The organism is Phyllobacterium myrsinacearum, assembly GCF_014138285.1.
GTDB classification, from domain to species: Bacteria; Pseudomonadota; Alphaproteobacteria; order Rhizobiales; family Rhizobiaceae; genus Phyllobacterium; species Phyllobacterium myrsinacearum_A.
Genome location: NZ_JACGXN010000006.1, coordinates 244,384 through 260,368 on the forward strand (window position 1 = coordinate 244,384; position 15,985 = coordinate 260,368).

At 58.4% G+C, this 15,985-nt stretch carries 13 protein-coding genes; 8 read left to right on the forward strand and 5 right to left on the reverse strand.

Features of this window, described 5'->3' with window-relative positions; translation table 11 throughout:
- The first annotated feature begins 4 nt into the window (after positions 1–4).
- The gene (locus tag FHW16_RS18685) at positions 5–481 is read left to right on the forward strand and encodes a GNAT family N-acetyltransferase (RefSeq protein ID WP_182550782.1); all 477 of its coding nucleotides are present in this window, start codon (positions 5–7) and stop codon (positions 479–481) included.
- Positions 482–506: 25 nt separating this feature from the next.
- Entirely contained in the window at positions 507–2,453 is a 1,947-nt protein-coding gene (locus FHW16_RS18690) for a beta-N-acetylhexosaminidase (protein ID WP_182550783.1), read from the forward strand.
- Between the two features lies 1 nt (position 2,454).
- Here the strand turns inward: FHW16_RS18690 and FHW16_RS18695 are convergent, their stop codons facing one another.
- Together FHW16_RS18695 and FHW16_RS18700 are read right to left on the reverse strand one after the other, a co-directional pair.
- Positions 2,455–3,846 (reverse strand): LLM class flavin-dependent oxidoreductase, encoded by a 1,392-nt coding sequence (locus FHW16_RS18695; RefSeq protein WP_182550784.1) that lies wholly within the window; start codon positions 3,844–3,846, stop codon positions 2,455–2,457.
- Positions 3,847–3,861: 15 nt separating this feature from the next.
- Positions 3,862–5,091, reverse strand: a complete 1,230-nt coding sequence (locus FHW16_RS18700) for an SfnB family sulfur acquisition oxidoreductase (RefSeq protein ID WP_182550785.1) — start codon at positions 5,089–5,091, stop codon at positions 3,862–3,864.
- Positions 5,092–5,467: 376 nt separating this feature from the next.
- Here FHW16_RS18700 and FHW16_RS18705 point away from each other — a divergent pair, with 376 nt between their 5' ends.
- Genes FHW16_RS18705 through sfnG form a run of 6 tightly spaced genes read left to right on the forward strand, consistent with a single transcriptional unit; the run spans position 5,468 to position 12,444 of the window.
- The gene (locus FHW16_RS18705) at positions 5,468–6,496 is read left to right on the forward strand and encodes a sugar ABC transporter substrate-binding protein (protein ID WP_182550786.1); all 1,029 of its coding nucleotides are present in this window, start codon (positions 5,468–5,470) and stop codon (positions 6,494–6,496) included.
- A gap of 16 nt (positions 6,497–6,512) precedes the next feature.
- The gene (locus FHW16_RS18710; RefSeq protein ID WP_182550787.1) at positions 6,513–8,060 is read left to right on the forward strand and encodes a sugar ABC transporter ATP-binding protein; all 1,548 of its coding nucleotides are present in this window, start codon (positions 6,513–6,515) and stop codon (positions 8,058–8,060) included.
- Complete coding sequence (locus tag FHW16_RS18715; RefSeq protein WP_182550788.1) at positions 8,050–9,069, forward strand: ABC transporter permease; 1,020 nt, start codon at positions 8,050–8,052, stop codon at positions 9,067–9,069. Before FHW16_RS18710 ends, FHW16_RS18715 begins: the two co-directional genes overlap by 11 nt.
- 1 nt (position 9,070) lies before the next feature.
- Positions 9,071–10,069, forward strand: coding sequence for an ABC transporter permease (locus FHW16_RS18720; protein WP_182550789.1), 999 nt, complete (start codon positions 9,071–9,073; stop codon positions 10,067–10,069).
- Positions 10,070–10,092: 23 nt separating this feature from the next.
- Complete coding sequence (locus FHW16_RS18725; protein WP_182550790.1) at positions 10,093–11,304, forward strand: acyl-CoA dehydrogenase family protein; 1,212 nt, start codon at positions 10,093–10,095, stop codon at positions 11,302–11,304.
- A 39-nt stretch (positions 11,305–11,343) separates the two neighbouring features.
- The gene (gene sfnG / locus FHW16_RS18730) at positions 11,344–12,444 is read left to right on the forward strand and encodes a dimethylsulfone monooxygenase SfnG (RefSeq protein WP_182550791.1); all 1,101 of its coding nucleotides are present in this window, start codon (positions 11,344–11,346) and stop codon (positions 12,442–12,444) included.
- A gap of 44 nt (positions 12,445–12,488) precedes the next feature.
- On the opposite strand, the gene FHW16_RS18735 is transcribed toward sfnG, so the two are convergent.
- The 3 genes from FHW16_RS18735 to FHW16_RS18745 all read right to left on the reverse strand — a co-directional run bounded on the left by FHW16_RS18735 (position 12,489) and on the right by FHW16_RS18745 (position 15,969).
- Positions 12,489–13,880, reverse strand: coding sequence for an FAD/NAD(P)-binding protein (locus tag FHW16_RS18735; RefSeq protein ID WP_182550792.1), 1,392 nt, complete (start codon positions 13,878–13,880; stop codon positions 12,489–12,491).
- Entirely contained in the window at positions 13,877–15,052 is a 1,176-nt protein-coding gene (ssuD, locus tag FHW16_RS18740) for an FMNH2-dependent alkanesulfonate monooxygenase (protein WP_182550793.1), read from the reverse strand. The genes FHW16_RS18735 and ssuD overlap by 4 nt, the downstream gene beginning before the upstream one ends.
- 257 nt (positions 15,053–15,309) lie before the next feature.
- A complete protein-coding gene (locus FHW16_RS18745; RefSeq protein ID WP_182550794.1) occupies positions 15,310–15,969 on the reverse strand; it encodes a TetR/AcrR family transcriptional regulator in 660 nt (219 codons plus the stop codon).
- Positions 15,970–15,985: the final 16 nt, after the last annotated feature.

Below are 15,985 nucleotides of genomic sequence, written 5' to 3' on the forward strand. Positions count from 1 at the left end.
TCTGATGGACCTTCTTGTCAGACTATATGCGCTTGAACCGAAACTGGAGCTCGACCGGCGTCTGGCGGATGCTGGTATTGTGGTTCGCCGGGTTCTTGCGCCCGAGTTTGCCCTTGTCGTTGACTGGATCAAGCAGGAATTTGGCCCGGGATGGGCCAGCGAGACAACAGCTGCTTTCGCCCGGCAGCCGCCGTCCTGTTTTATCGCGGCGAAGGATGGAAAACCCGTTGGGTTTGCCTGCTACGACGCGATCGCGCGCGGCTACTTCGGGCCGACCGGTGTCAGCGAGGTCGCGAGGGGCGCCGGTATCGGTCACGGCCTTCTGCTCGCATGCCTGCTGGATATGCGGACCCAAGGCTATGGCTATGCGGTGATCGGCGATGTCGGCCCCGTTGACTTCTATGTGCGTGCGGTCGGGGCAACCCCGATCACCGATTCCACACCCGGCATTGTTGCCGGTCTGCTCCGATATCCAGATTAAACCCGGCATTTCTGAAAGTTCATCCATGACAAAACAACATGCATTCCGGCTGACAACCACGTGGCACCCGGCTACTGACCATGAACCTCTCGCCTATTCGCTGATCCTTACCAATCTTTCGAATGAGCCCATCGGGGATTTTCGACTGTGCGTGAATGGCCCCGGTCGTATTGATCCGGCGGCCACCGTGGAGGGCGGGGTCCTCGCGGTTCGGCTTTCCAATCATTCGGAATTTACGCCTGCCGATGATTTTGTTCTTCAACCCAAGGCATCGTGGACAATCACCGCTCGCGGATTGAGCTACCCTTTGCGCCATTGGACCGACGGCGCCACCACGGCCTATATCGCGCTGGCTGATGGCAAAACCGTGCCGGTGGCAATTACACCGACCCGGGCTGTTGGTGACAATGCGCCGTTGAAGCGCGGCGCTGAAATCTATCCGGTTCCTGCCCATGTCGATGTTCCGGTTTCCGTTGTGCCGTGGCCGCATACCGTCTCGGTTTCCGGATCACGTTCGCTGCCTCTTGGTCTTGCTCCCCAGCCGCAAGGCAGCGAAGCCGAACGCGCCGTGCAGGCATTCGCAACATCTGTACAGGCGCTTTTCCCGGTCGAGGGAATTGTGCGGACGGAGGCGGAAGGCGGATTGCCGGTGGTGCTCCGCATATCCGAAGGTTTTAAAGCCGAAGCCTATGCGATCCAGTTTTCGGACGGTGGTGTTGACTTGACCGCCAGCACCCGTTCGGGGCTGCTCTATGGATTGATCACGCTTGGCCAGATTCTGCGCGGCGCACGGCTTCATCCGGAGACATTCGTGTTTCCGCTCGAAGGTGAAATCCGCGACGAACCGGCAATGCGCTGGCGGGGCACGCATCTTGATGTCTCGCGGCAATTCTACGGATCTGCGGAGATCAGTCAGTTTCTGCACATTCTCGCGTGGAACAAGCTCAACCGTTTCCACTGGCATCTGTCTGACGATGAAGCCTGGCGCGTCGAGATCGATGCCTATCCGGAGCTTGTGTCCATCGGTGCATGGCGCGGGCATGGCTTGCCCATTCCGCCGCTGCTGGGATCCGGTCCGCAGGCCACGGGAGGTTACTATACCAAAGCCGCCATCCGGGAGATTATCCGTCTGGCGGATGAGCTTGCCATTGATGTCGTGCCGGAGATTGACATGCCGGGGCATTGCTATTCCGTTCTGCAATCTCTGCCTTGGCTGCGCGATCCCGAAGAAAGAGGCGAGTATTTCTCAATTCAGGGTTTTCCCAACAATTGTCTCAACCCGGCGCGCGAGGAAACTTATCAGTTCGTCGAGACCATTCTGGACGAACTGCTCGAACTGTTCCCGTCGCAAACGTTCCATGTCGGTGCCGATGAAGTACCCTCCGATGCGTGGACCGGCTCGCCGCAGGCAAAAGCACGGCTCGCTCAATTGGGCAGCGATAGCGCCGCCGTTCTTCAGGCGGATTTCCTGAAACGGGTCCAGGCGTCGCTGACACGCCGTGGCCGTACGACCGGAGCGTGGGAAGAAGCGGCCCATGGCGGCGGCATTGACAAGACGCATTGCTACCTCAACGGCTGGCATACGGTCGAGATCAGCGCAAAACTGGCGAACGAAGGCTATGATATCGTGGTCTGTCCCGGTCCGGTTTATTATCTTGATATGGCGAACAGCCCCGACTGGTCGGAGCCGGGTGCCGGATGGGCCGGATGGTCGGAGCCGGAAAAGCTCTATAATTTTGATCCTGTCGAGGGTTGGAGTGCACCACAGAGAGAGCATTTCCTCGGTGTGCAGACTTGCATCTGGTCTGAACCCATGACAGATCGCGCCGTTTTCGACCGGCTGGTTTTCCCGCGCATTTCTGCTCTGGCCGAAACCGGATGGACAAGGCCGGAAGCGAAATCCTGGAACCGGTTCAAGGGCCTGGCCGGGCTGATGCCGATCCTTTATGGCTATCGTTCAGAGTCTGTCTGATTCAGGCGGCGGCCTTTGAGCTCAGAGCACGAAGGTCACGATAATTGGCGGCGGGATGCGGAGCCTGCAGGCGCGGACCCGCTCCGAACAGCTTTTCGCGCAGTGTGCCGGGCCGATAATCGGTCTTGTAGACACCACGCTTCTGCAATTCCGGCACCAGCAGGTTGACCACATCCTCGAACGTTTCCGGCGTCACCGCATAGGCCAGATTGAAGCCGTCGACATCGGTGTCCTCGATCCATTCCTGCAGGAGGTCGGCGACTGTCGAAGGCGAACCGACGAAGACAGGCCCAAAGCCACCGATGCCCACCCAGTCAGCCATTTCCCGGACGGTCCAGGACTTGTTCGGATCGACGGTTGTAAAGGTCTCGACCGCCGATTGAACGGCATCAGTATAGCGGTGGCGCAGCACTTCATCCGGTGCAAACTGACCGAAGTCAATGCCGGTCCAGCCGGAAATCAGGGTCAATGCACCCTCGTATGAAACGTATTTGCGGTATTCGTCGAACTTGGCTTTGGCTTGCGCATCCGTTTCGCCGAGAATGACCGTCTGCAGGTTGAAGGTCAGGATTTCCCGTGGGTTACGCCCGGCTTCCTCGGCGGCCTGCCGGACATTGGCGACGTATTTCTTGAGCACCGACTTGGATGGCGCGGCCACGAACACGCATTCGGCGTTCTGGCCGGCAAAGTCCTTGCCGCGCTTGGAGGCGCCCGCCTGATACAGTACCGGCGTGCGCTGCGGCGAGGGCTCGCACAGATGGATGCCGGGGACGTTGAAGTATTTGCCCTCATGGCGGATTTCGTGGACCTTGGCGGGATCGGTGAAAATGCCGGACTGGCGATCCCGCAGAACGGCGCCATCCTCCCAGCTACCTTCCCAGAGTTTGTAGCAGACGGCAAGATACTCTTCCGCCACATCATAGCGATCATCGTGCCGGGCCTGATTGCTCTGCCCGACATTGCGCGCCCCGCTTTCAAGATAGGAGGTCACGATGTTCCATCCGGCGCGGCCCTTTGTCAGGTGATCCAGCGTCGAAAGCCGGCGCGCGAATGTATAGGGATGTTCGAAGGACAGCGAGGCGGTGAGGCCGAAGCCAAGATGCTCGGTGGCGTAGGCCATGGCCGGGATCAGCTGCAGCGGATCATTGACCGGTACCTGTGCGGAATGGCGGATGGCGGCATCCTTGCTGCCGTTGAGAACGTCATAGATACCGAGCACATCGGCGATGAACAGCCCGTCAAACTTGCCGCGTTCCAGCGTCTTGGCAAGGCTTACCCAGTAATCGAGATCCTTGTAGGTCCACGCCTGATCGCGCGGATGGCGCCAGAGGCCGGGTGACTGGTGCCCGACGCAGTTCATGTCAAAGGCGTTGAGGCGAATTTCTCGGGTCATGCGGGAAGGCTCCGGTCAAAGGGCGCCGTGGCGGGGAGGTGCCACGTCATTCAGGAGGTAATTGCCGACCACGTGATATTTCCACCGAACAGGGTCGTGCAGGGTATGGGTACGGGCGTTGCGCCAATGGCGATCAAGGTTGAGGTCCGACTGGGTGGAACTCGTGCCCGCCAGTTCAAACAGCAGGTTGGTTGCCTGCAGCGCGGCCTCTGTCGTCAGGACCTTCGCACCGGCAACGGCAAGGGAAGCGGCAACCACATTGTCTTCACTCGGGCTCTCCTTGGCTTTGTCGACAAGATCGCCGGACCTGGCGAGCAGGGCGGTTGCTGCGTCGATACGGATGGCGAGATCGCCGACCCGCGCGATGGTGTGCGGGTCTTCCGAAGCTCGATCCTGGCCGCTGTCCATCCATGGACGGGATTTCGTGCGCACGAAGTTGACCGTTTCATCAAGGGCAGCGCGGGCAATGCCAAGATCGACAGCGGCATGGATGATCTGGCCAACCGAACCGATGGTTGACGGGCGTTCAAACCCCTTATGATGCTGGACGACCGCCGCAGCCTCCACGATCACATCCGCAATGATCGTCGTACCGCTGCCGGTGGTGCGCTGTCCAAACCCGGCCCAGTCATCGACAAGCGTCAGACCCGGTGTGTCGCGCGGAACGAATGACATGGTGATCTGGTCCTGCGGGTCCGTGGCGAAGATGACCACCCAGTCGGCAAAGAGGACGCCGGTCGAGTAGAATTTCTGGCCATTGATGCGGTAGTGCGCACCATCCGGTACAATGCGCGTATTGTAGTGCGCGACGGTCTTCGTACCTTTCTCCGAGAGGGCATTGCCAAAGCGATCCCCCTGCAACACGCGTTCGAAGAAGAAGGCCTGCTGTTCCGGTGTACCATCTACACGCAGAGCCTCCAGAATGTAGAAATGGTTCTGGGGTATCTGCCCGATGGAAGGGTCCGCCTGGGAAAGGATAGCCGTTACCTCTGCGAGCGTTGCCGCAGCAACGTCAATCCCGCCAAACTCTCTGGGAACAGTGATGGCCAGCAGTCCGGAATGGGAAAGGATTTCCAGCTCCTGATATGGCAGGCGGCGGTCGCGATCGCGTTCAGCGGCACCTTTGGCGAACGTTTCTGCCAATTGCTTTGCAGTCTGCAGCGCTTCCCTGTCACTGGCGATCCGGTGTGCCGCCACGGAAGATGCCTCGCCGGTATCAAAGCGTTGAAGCGGTATACTCGTCATTGAATCTTCTCATGATGCTTGTTGTGCAGGATGCGCGCTGGCTGGTGCGGAGTTTTCTTCGGACCGGGCAAAGTTGGAAGAAACGAATTTCTATAAATCGCGACAATCGCGCAAAACGCGTGTTAGGCCCGACACTTTATGGGAGGGCAAACAGATCTCGAATTTGGCCGGCTGGTGCGCCCCATGCGCCTCAAACACCGCCTTCTCGAGAATATCGATGTGGCTCCGGCGTCAAAATGAGGACGGTTTTTCGCGCCACTCGCCAAGTGGGAAAAGTTTAATCTCGATTAAACGAGTAGAGTAACTACCCTGATGCCAGATTTGACGATGCCGGTCATTCATCAAACCGGCACAGGATGGGTATCAGGAGAGACGAATGAGCGAGAACAGAGATTCCGGACCGGCCATTGGCCGTCGCAACCTGCTCAAGGCCGGTCTGGCGGCGGGTGCAACGATCGCTGTGGCCAATGCCGGGCTTCTTGGCGGAGCCGGGAGTGCCGCCGCCGCTGAAGAAGAGATTCCCTCGCTCAAGGGCAAGCGCATCGCCATCAGCGCCACCGGTACAGATCATCATTTTGATCTCACCGCCTATAATGCCCAGATCGACGAAGTGAAGAAGCTGGGGGGCGAGCCCATTGCCGTCGATGCACAGCGCAACGATACGAAGCTCGTTTCGCAGCTGCAGACGTTGATTGCGCAGCGTCCCGACGCGCTGGTGCAGTTGCTGGGAACGCTGACTGTCGTCGACCCTTGGTTGAAGCGCGCCAAGGACGCCAAGATACCCGTTTTCACCATTGATGTCGGCACGCCCAATTCGCTCAACAACACCACATCGGACAACTGGCGCATCGGTTCGGATCTGGCTCTGCAGCTGGTGTCGGACATTGGCGGCGCGGGCAATATCGTCGTGTTCAACGGTTTCTACGGCGTTGTGCCTTGTGCTATCCGCTATGATCAGCTGAAGGCCGTCATCAAATACTATCCCGATGTAAAGATCATCGAACCGGAACTGCGGGACGTCATCCCGAACACGGTTCAGGACGCATTCAGCCAGATTACGGCGATCCTCAACAAATATCCGGAAAAGGGATCGATCAAGGCGATCTGGTCCGCCTGGGATATTCCGCAGCTTGGCGCAACACAGGCGCTGGTGGCGGCGGGACGGACGGAAATCAGCACCTATGGCGTCGACGGCAGTCCCGAGGTTTTGCAGCTGGTACGTGATCCGAACTCGCCAGCCGCTGGCAACGCGGCCCAGCAGCCAGAGGAGATCGGCCGCACGGCTATCCGCAATGTGGCACGTTACCTTGCTGGGCAGAAACTGCCGCGCGAGACCTATGTGCCCGCGCTGATCGCCAACAAGAAGAACATCGAAGAAGTCACCAAGACCCTGCGTCTCGGTTGATGACGGTAACAGGCGTATGAGCCCGGTAACGGAAAACAGCAAATACGCGCTGAGCCTGCGCGGGCTGGTCAAGCGCTTCGGTGGCGTCGAAGCGCTGTCGGGCGCGACGCTTGAAGTGGAGCGCGGCACCGTGCATGGCTTGATCGGCCAGAACGGCGCGGGCAAGTCCACGCTGATCAAAATTCTCGCCGGTCTATATCAGCCGGATGAAGGCGTGATCGAAATCAACGGCATTCGCCATGAGCGCCTGACCGCGCGCGAAGTGGAAAAGCTTGGCATCCACTTCATCCATCAGGATCGTTTGCTGGTGCCGAGTTTTAACGTCGGCGAGTCGCTGTTTCTAGGTCGCGAGCCGCGTTTGAACAGGCTGCCGTTTCTCGACCGACGATCCATGCGCAAGCGTGCCCAAGACATTCTTGATCGATATTTCAATCTGAGATTGCCCGCCAATGCGTTGATCAGTGAGTTGACGACCGCCCAAAAGCAGATCGTGCAGATCACCCGCGCGCTGCTGGACAAGCCATCCATCCTTGTCTTTGATGAGCCGACGGCGGCGCTGGTGCGGCGGGAGGCGGATATCCTGTTCGACCTGATCGGGCGGCTGCGCACGGACGGCATCACGATCATTTACATCTCGCATTATCTCAATGAGATCGAGGCGTTGTGCGACCGGGCAACGATCCTGCGCAACGGGAGGGATGTGGCAAGTGTCGATCCGCGGTCTACCCCCGCATCGAAAATTGCCTCGCTGATGGTGGCGCGTGATATAGGCGAGATGTTCCCGAAGGTCGCCACCACAATCGGCGCGCCGGTTTTGACCGCGAAAAAACTATCCAAGGCGGGCAAATTCCGGAATGTCTCTCTTGATGTGCGGCAAGGCGAGATCGTCGGATTGGCGGGGTTGCTCGGATCTGGGGCCAAGGATCTGGTGCGTGTCCTCTTCGGACTGGACACAGCCGATAGCGGCGAGATCACAATCGAAGGTGAGCAGGGGCGTCCGCGTTCGCCTGTCGCAGCAGTAGCCAAACGTCTGGCGCTGGTGCCGGAAGACCGGCGCGGTGATGGTGTTGCCCTCGGCCTGAGTGTGGCGGAGAACACCACACTCGCCAGTTTGAAACGTTTCACCAGATCAGGTTTTCTGCAACGGAATGCCGAACATGCGGAGGTCGACAGGCTCATCGAGCAGCTGGCGATCAAGACCAACGGCCGCTTCGCCCCTGTGCGGACGTTGAGTGGCGGAAACCAGCAGAAGGTGGCGTTGGCCAAATGGCTCAGCCGGAAATCAAGTCTCTATATTCTCGATGAACCAACGGTCGGCGTCGATATTGGCTCCAAGGTCGAGATTTATAACCTCATCGGCAAACTTGCCGAACGGGGGGCTGGCATCCTCGTTCTCTCCAGCGATCTTTCCGAGCTCATCGGGATAACCGACCGCATTCTCGTGTTGTTTCGCGGCTCCGTTGTTCGCGAATTTCGGTCCTCTGAAACAACCCCGGATGATGTTCTTGCCGAGGCAACAGGCGCGTTGACCCCGCATCATGGAGAAGAACGCCATGTCGGCTGATATCGATACACTTCCTGGCTATACCTCGGGGAACGGCACCGGGCACATCGTGCGTTGGCTGGCCGGGTTTGCCTTGCGCGGCGGTTCGCTGTTGGCCTTTGCAGCTTTGCTGGTGTTTTTCTCAGTTGCCGCGCCATTCTTTTTCACGCTTGGCAATATCGGCAATGTGCTGGGGCAGTCGGCCATTCTCGGCGTGCTCGCGATTGGTCTGACAATCGTCATTATCGGTGGCGGCGCCAATGTCGTCAAAGGCGGCATTGACCTGTCACTCGCTGCCAATCTTGGTTTGAGCGCTGCCGTTTATGCGACGCTGGTTTCGGCAGGTTATGGCGATGGTGTGGCCATTGCAGGTGCATTGCTGACCGGCAGCTTGATTGGTCTTGTCAATGCGATCGCCATCGTCGTCTTTGGTATCGTGCCGTTGCTGGCGACATTGGCTGTCATGAATGTCGTGGCCGGGCTTGAACTGGTGTTGACGCAGAACACGGTGGTGTCGGCTTCATCGGACTTTCTGTCATTGCTGTCTGCCTATGGCCCGTTTGACATTCCTGTTCTGGCCTATGTGCTGGTGATCTTCACCGGTATTGCTGCTGCTATCATACAGTTCACACCGCTTGGCTTGCGGCTTTATGCGGTCGGCGCCTTTCCGGAGGCTGCAAGAGCTGCAGGCCTACCGGTAAAACGCATGGTTGCTGGCAGCTATGTTGCCAGCGGGTTTTGTGGCGGAGTGGCCGGGATACTCTCCGTCTCCTATCTCAGCGGATCAACAACCGGTGCGGGAGAGATGCTGCTTCCGGTCGTGGTGACAGCACTCCTCAGCGTCGTGTTCTCGCGCCGTCTGGTGCCGACAATCGGCGGCACTCTGCTGTCGACCCTGCTCGTCGGTTTCCTGACCAATGGCTTCCAGCTTCTCAATATTTCGAGCACGCTGGTCAGCGGCATTCAGGGTATTCTCATTCTGCTGGTTGTTGCGGCGACATCGCTGCAGCGCGGCAAGGGAGCGGCGTGAGATGAGTATCGCTGCAAATCCGGATCATAACCCCTTTGGTCTGCAATCCGTCGGACAATATCTGCTTCGCTACGCAGTCATCGTGGCGCTTGCCGGGGTCTTTGCATTTTTCTCATTCGCCACAACGACGTTCCTGACCTCGGCCAATCTCACCAGCATACTCGTCAACAACTTCACTCTGCTCGCCATCGTCGCTGTCGCCATGACCTTTGCCGTCGCGGCGGGGGGTATCGATTTGTCGGTCGGCACGTCGGTGGATTTTGCCAGCTTTACCTTTGTCTCGCTGGTGCTTGCGGGTTACCCCGTGGGTTTGGCCATTCTCCTGGCGCTCGTCAGTGGGGCGGCGGTTGGCGGTTTCAACGCCTTGCTGATATCAGGTGCCGGAATCACACCGTTTCTCGCGACGCTCGGGACCTTGTTCATCGGCCGCAGTACCCAGCAATTGCTGACCAATGGCGGCAATCCCGTCTATCTGCCCCAAACCGGTATCTCTCCGCTGTTCAGTTTTATCGGCCATGGCCATATCATCGGCGTACCGGTTCCGCTCGTGATCGTCGGACTGTTGATCATCGTCGCTGCAACGCTCCTGTTCCGCACACGTTTCGGCCGGGTTGTGCTGGCCATCGGTGTACAGCAGAGCGTGGCACGCTATTCAGGCCTGCATGTGCCGGGCCATATCGGGCTGATCTATGTGATCAGCGGTCTTATCGCCGCGATCGCCGGTATCATCCTGACATCGACCGTCTCGGTCTACATTCCCAATTCGGGCGGCGCCTTCATGCTCAATGCCATCGGGGCGACTTTCATCGGTACCACGCTCAGCCGCGAGGGACGCCCCAATGTTCCCGGCACGGTACTGGGTGTTCTTCTGCTCAGCATCGTTGCCAATGGGCTGCTCCTGACAGGTCTCAGTTTCTATTGGCAGCAGGTCGGTACCGGCCTGCTCATTTTTATCGTGCTTGCCGCCAGTTTCCTCAACCGGCGCGGACGCGTCGATTGAACTTCTCTCGAAAAAGGTGTCCCATGTCTGATCGTTCATCCCTGAAACTCATTCACCCGGCTTCAGCCACCTATGAGGATTTTGCCGCCAGTGCACTGATCATTGCAGAGGACCTTGCAAAAACCGGCGCGGAGCGTGACCGAGAGGCAGGCGTACCCAAAGCGGAAATCGATACTCTGCGGCATGCCGGGCTTCTCACCGCGCTGCACCCCAAGGAGATCGGCGGCGGCGGTATCGGCTGGGCGGATGCTCTGCGGCTGGTACGGATCATTTCACGCGGCGAAAGCTCCATTGGCCAGTTGCTGGGCTACCACTATGTCAATGCCTACGTGCCCTATATCGCTGCGAATGAAGCAACAGCCCATGTACTTGGTGTGGAGACCGTCGAGAAGGGCCATTACTGGGGCGCGGTGGTCAATCCGCGAGATGCCGGGTTGACACTGACCCGTGCTGATGACGGATATCGCCTCAATGGCCGCAAGACGTTCAGTACGGCTGCACACATCTCCAACCGCATCAATGTTATCGCCTTGCTGGACGGTGAGGTTGCCAGTCTTGTGCTGCCGACGGACAGACCCGGTTATTTCCCGGCGGATGACTGGGACAATATCGGCCAGCGTCTGTCGGACAGCGGCAGTGTCGAATTTCGCGACTACGCCGTGACGGAGGCTGACTTTCTGGTTCCCTTGGCTGCTCCCGATGCACCGCTGCCGCCGCTCGCCACATTCAATACACCGCTGATTCAACTGGTCTTCGTCAATTTCTACCTCGGCACCGCGGAAGGTGCCTTGGCACAGGCGCTCGACTATGTGCGCACGACGACAAAACCGTGGGAGACTTCGGGTGTTAGCCGTGCTGCCGAAGATCCCTACATTCTGGAACGGTTCGGGGAATTTTCCGCATCCCTGAAGGCCTCGGTGGCGCTTGCGGAAAATGCGGCACTCGCCGTGCAGGGCGCCCTTGCGAAAGGTTCTGCCGTCACGGCGCAGGAACGCGGCGAAGCAGCCATCGAAGCCTATCACGCCAAGGTGCATGCGACGCATGTTGCGCTGGAAATCACAGCACGAGTCTTTGAACTGATGGGTGCCCGGGCAACAGCAGCCCGCTACGGTTTTGATCGCTACTGGCGCAACGTCCGCACCCACACATTGCATGACCCGGTGTTCTACAAGGCCAGGGAAGTCGGCAATTTCGTGCTGAATGGCGAGATACCGCAGGTCAGCCTTTACAGCTGAGAGTTTTCAGAATGTTCACCATCACGGAAGGATAGCACCATGAGCCAGACACGCGATGAACTGAAATTCGCCTATTGGGTTCCCAATGTTTCGGGCGGCCTTGTCATCAGCAATATCGAACAGCGAACGGGCTGGGATATCGATTACAATCGCAAGCTGGCACAGATCGCCGAAGCCAATGGCTTTGATTATGCACTCAGCCAGATCCGCTTCACCGCTGGTTACGGTGCGGACAATCAGCATGAATCGGTATCGTTCAGCCATGCGCTTCTGGCAGCCACGACCAAACTCAAGGTTATCGCCGCGCTCTTGCCCGGACCTTGGAACCCGGCACTGGCCGCCAAGCAGATCGCCACGATCAGTCACCTGACCAATGGCCGTGTCGCAGTTAACGTCGTTAGTGGCTGGTTCCGCGGTGAGTTTGCGGCCATCGGCGAACTTTGGCTTGACCATGATGAGCGCTATCGCCGCTCGGAAGAGTTCATCCGGGCGCTGCGCGGTATCTGGACTGAAGACAACTTTACGTTCAAAGGCGACTTCTACCGGTTCAACGACTATTCGATGAAACCGAAACCGGTGGATCCGCAGCCTGAGATTTTTCAGGGTGGCTCGTCCCGTGCAGCGCGCGACATGGCAGCGCGGGTCTCCGACTGGTACTTTACCAATGGCAATACGCCGGAGGAAATCCGCAAGCAGGTCGATGACATCCGGGCCAAGGCCGCAGCCAACGGCCATTCCGTCAAGATCGGGGTAAATGCCTTTGCCATAGCGCGCGAGACGGAGGCAGAGGCGCACGCTGTCCTCGATGAGATTGTTGCCAAAGCCAATCCCGAAGCGGTGCAGGGCTTTGCGGATCAGGTGAAGAATGCCGGCAAGGCCTCGCCGGAAGGTGAGGGCAACTGGGCGAAGTCGTCACTTGAGGACCTTGTCCAATACAATGACGGTTTCCGCAGCAATCTCATCGGAACGCCGGTGCAGATTGCCGGGCGGATCATTGCGCTGAAAGATGCAGGAGCGGATCTCATCCTGCTCGGCTTTCTGCATTTCCAGGAGGAGGTGGAGTTCTTCGGCAAAAACATCATTCCTCTGGTGCGCGAGCTGGAAGCCAAGCGCGACGCGCAACGTATAGCTGCTGAGTGAGTAAACGACGGCAGGTCTCTCTGGTTATGAGGCTTGCCTGTCTCTCAGCCATGCCAGCGCGCCACCTGCCGTTCGAGCGACTGTGCGATGAATTCCGCATAGCGTGTGACCTCGGGAACGCCCATCAATTCACCGAATGTACCACGCGCCAAAGGCCCGCCGATGTAAAGTGTTTCAACGGTTTTGCCATCGGCACGGATGGCCTGACCTGTCCGGGCAGTGTGCAGCCCGAGCCCCACCGGGTCGCTGTTCAGCAGCCCCTGTTCGAACAGGGATGCAATGAGAGGATTGCTCCGGCCTATCGCCGTATGGGCCGGGCCTGTCGTGATGATAACCGCGTCAAACAGGCCGGTTTCGAGGGTTTGGGCATGACGCGGTCTGTAATCCACTTTGAATTGACCCTCGGCATAAGACGCCGACTGTAGCGATGCAGCGCGAATGGTCAGCGTTCTCTCATGAAGCTGCCGGTCGAGAACCGCCTCGACCTGTGGAGCGATGCGAAAGCGATGCACATCCCACAACGACCGTAAATGTCGAACCAGCCGACGTCTCTCCTGTACTGGCAGCACGTCCCAGATGGCAGGTGCCTGATCCCGCAGGGCATCCAGAACGGGATGCCAGCTCGCGCCTTCGCGCTGTGCTTGGTTCAATGCAATTCTTGCGCTTCGCAACAGGGAGCGGGCTGTTCTATCGCAACCGAAACGGCCAATGGGGTCGGTGGCTTTTTCTGCATGCCCACGCGACCGGTACCCATGCCGTGACAGGGCGGTGATAGGCCCGTGATGCCCGCGCCGGTCAAGGGAAGCGATGATGTCGGCGGCGGTAAGTCCTGTTCCCACCACAAGCACCGAATGGTCTGACTGGATCGCATCAAGTGCATCCGCAGCATAGGGATCGGCGATTAAATGCGGCGTACCGGCGAGCGGCTGCAAAGCTGCGGGGACGGATGGCAAGGGATGGGTCGTGGCGATCACGACGATATCGGCGTTGAGTATCCTCCCGTCAGCAAGAACGATGCGGTAGCATCCGCCAGCCGGTGCAAGCCCCCGTGCTGCGCTGTTGATGTGATTGACTCGACCGCTCTGTAGAAGCGGCCGGATATGATCATTCACATAGCGCCCGAAAACAGAGCGCTGCGGAAAATCATCCCCTTTGGCAGTTCGGGCGAGATGGTCTTTTGCGTTCCCCGCATCTCTGGCCAACCATTGTGCAAAATGCGCCGGTTCCGCCGATACCATTGTCATCTTTGCGGCCGGAACATTGATGCGGTGGGCCGGATCATCAGTTGAGTAGGCCAGGCCGCCGCCTAATCGTTCTCTTGGTTCGATGACGAGAATTTCGACCTGGTTTTGATCCGTCCGGTTTGCCAGATGATAGGCGATGGTGGTGCCCGAAAAGCCGCCGCCGATGATCGCAACGACCGGGGTCGGTGTCACGACTGGCTTGCCCTGACGCTGGCCGGGCGGTGATCTCCGGCTACGGTTTCTCCGAACGGACCCATATTGACCGAGGTCGGGCTGGCCCGGATTTCATGATCCAGCGGCAGATTTGGCAAAACCAGTTCGCCGAAACGATAGGCTTCTTCGAGATGCGGATAGCCGGAGAGAATGAATGTATCGATGCCGATACGGCGGTACTCATCCATGCGCTCGGCCACTGTCGCCGCATCGCCTACAAGTGCTGTACCCGCGCCGCCGCGCACAAGGCCGACGCCCGCCCAGAGATTGGGACTAACTTCCAGCTGGTCCCGTCGTCCGCCATGCAGCTGGCTCATGCGGGACTGGCCAACGGAGTCCATGCGCGCGAACACTTTTTGGGCCGCAGCAATCGTGTCGTCATCGAGTTTGCTGATCAGTTTGTCCGCTGCCGCCCAAGCCTCTTCATTGGTCTCGCGCACGATGACGTGCAGACGAATGCCGAAGCTGACCTTGCGACCGGCTTTTTCCGCCAGAGCGTTGACGCCGTTGATCTTCTCCGCAACGGCGGCAGGTGGCTCGCCCCAGGTGAGATATTTGTCGATCTGTTCTGCGGCAACGGCATTGGCCGCTTCGGAAGAGCCGCCGAAATAGAGGGGCGGGTGCGGTGTCTGGTGTGGCGGAAACAGCAGGCGGCCATCTTCGATCCTGAAGTGCTTGCCTGTGAATTCAACCGTTTCTCCGCTTAGGACGGCTTTGTAGATGTCGAGGAACTCGCGCGTGACCTCGTAGCGTTCATCATGCGACAGGAAAATGCCGTCACCCTTGTTTTCGACGGGATCACCGCCGGTGACAACGTTGATCAAAAGGCGCCCGTCTGAAATGCGATCCAGGGTTGCCGTCATGCGGGCTGCCAGTGTCGGAGACTGCAGTCCGGGACGGACTGCAACCAGAAAGCGCAAACGTTCCGTAAGAGGTGCGAGGGCTGACGCGACAACCCAGCTGTCTTCACAACTGCGGCCCGTCGGCAGGAGAACACCGTAATAACCCAACGTATCGGCCGCCTGAGCCACCTGCTTCAGATAGGGTAAATCCACCGCCCGCCCGCCTTCAGATGTTCCGAGATAACGGCTGTCACCGTGGGTTGGCAAAAACCACAGAACCTTGATCTTGTCTGAAATGGCTATGGTCATGGTCAATCCTGTTCGGCGATTCTGGCCTGTTCGGCAATTCTGGGATGGGCTGATAAAGGTCCGATGATGCGCAGCCGCTACATCCGTTCGCAAGAAATGAACAAGCGTCATCAGCTGCGCGCCTATCAGTTGCGCATGACAAGATTAAAGTGGTCGAAGAAGGCCAAGAAGGAATGATTTGCTAACTTTACGGCCTAGCTGGAACAGAAATTTTGAAATCGAGGTGATTTTAGCGACAGCGTCGAAACGCGATGGCGCTATTTGCGGATGTTGCGCATGATCATTTCGTAGTGCGCATTCACATAATCGTTCAGCTCCGGCAGGTCTGTCTGGCAGTCCAGCAATTTATCTATCGTCAATGTCAGGGCGGGGCTTAGAAGAATATAGCTCATCTGACTGGTGGCTGCATCCGCCCGGAAAACCCCTTCGCGCATGCCTTTCTCAAGGATGTGCTCGAAGATCGTCAGTGTCGGTTTGACGAATTCGTCATAATGCGACGCGGTCAGTTCGGGAAAACTCCGGCCGTCGGAAATGAGAAATCGGAGGATTTCGCGCGAATAGGGGTTGACGGTCATATGTTCATAGACGGTATCCAGAAACAACCGCACAAGCTGATCGCACGGACGGCTTTGGTGCTCGAGCCAAAACTGTTCCTCATTGAAAATGGGCTGTGATAGCTTGCGAACGACATCCTGAAACAGTTCTTCCTTGTTCTGGAAGTAGAGATAGATCGTGCCCTTGGTGACGCCGGCCCGTTTGGCCACGTCTTCAATGCGGGTTGCGGTATAACCGCGTTCGACGAACTCATCGAATGCGGCATGCAGTATCTCCTGTGGGCGCTGGGCCTTGCGGCGCGCGCGTACGCCAGGTGCGTTATCCGCCGCTGCTGCGCTTGACGCATTTTTTATTTCAGCCATGATTTCTTCCAACGGA

Bases quoted from the DNA above. Each gene is read 5' to 3' on its own strand.
- FHW16_RS18685 (WP_182550782.1), top strand. From the start codon at position 5: ATGGACCTTCTTGTCAGACTATATGCGCTTGAACCGAAACTGGAGCTC.
- FHW16_RS18690 (WP_182550783.1), top strand. From the start codon at position 507: ATGACAAAACAACATGCATTCCGGCTGACAACCACGTGGCACCCGGCT.
- FHW16_RS18695 (WP_182550784.1), bottom strand. From the start codon at position 3,846: ATGACCCGAGAAATTCGCCTCAACGCCTTTGACATGAACTGCGTCGGG.
- FHW16_RS18700 (WP_182550785.1), bottom strand. From the start codon at position 5,091: ATGACGAGTATACCGCTTCAACGCTTTGATACCGGCGAGGCATCTTCC.
- FHW16_RS18705 (WP_182550786.1), top strand. From the start codon at position 5,468: ATGAGCGAGAACAGAGATTCCGGACCGGCCATTGGCCGTCGCAACCTG.
- FHW16_RS18710 (WP_182550787.1), top strand. From the start codon at position 6,513: ATGAGCCCGGTAACGGAAAACAGCAAATACGCGCTGAGCCTGCGCGGG.
- FHW16_RS18715 (WP_182550788.1), top strand. From the start codon at position 8,050: ATGTCGGCTGATATCGATACACTTCCTGGCTATACCTCGGGGAACGGC.
- FHW16_RS18720 (WP_182550789.1), top strand. From the start codon at position 9,071: ATGAGTATCGCTGCAAATCCGGATCATAACCCCTTTGGTCTGCAATCC.
- FHW16_RS18725 (WP_182550790.1), top strand. From the start codon at position 10,093: ATGTCTGATCGTTCATCCCTGAAACTCATTCACCCGGCTTCAGCCACC.
- sfnG (WP_182550791.1), top strand. From the start codon at position 11,344: ATGAGCCAGACACGCGATGAACTGAAATTCGCCTATTGGGTTCCCAAT.
- ssuD (WP_182550793.1), bottom strand. From the start codon at position 15,052: ATGACCATAGCCATTTCAGACAAGATCAAGGTTCTGTGGTTTTTGCCA.
- FHW16_RS18745 (WP_182550794.1), bottom strand. From the start codon at position 15,969: ATGGCTGAAATAAAAAATGCGTCAAGCGCAGCAGCGGCGGATAACGCA.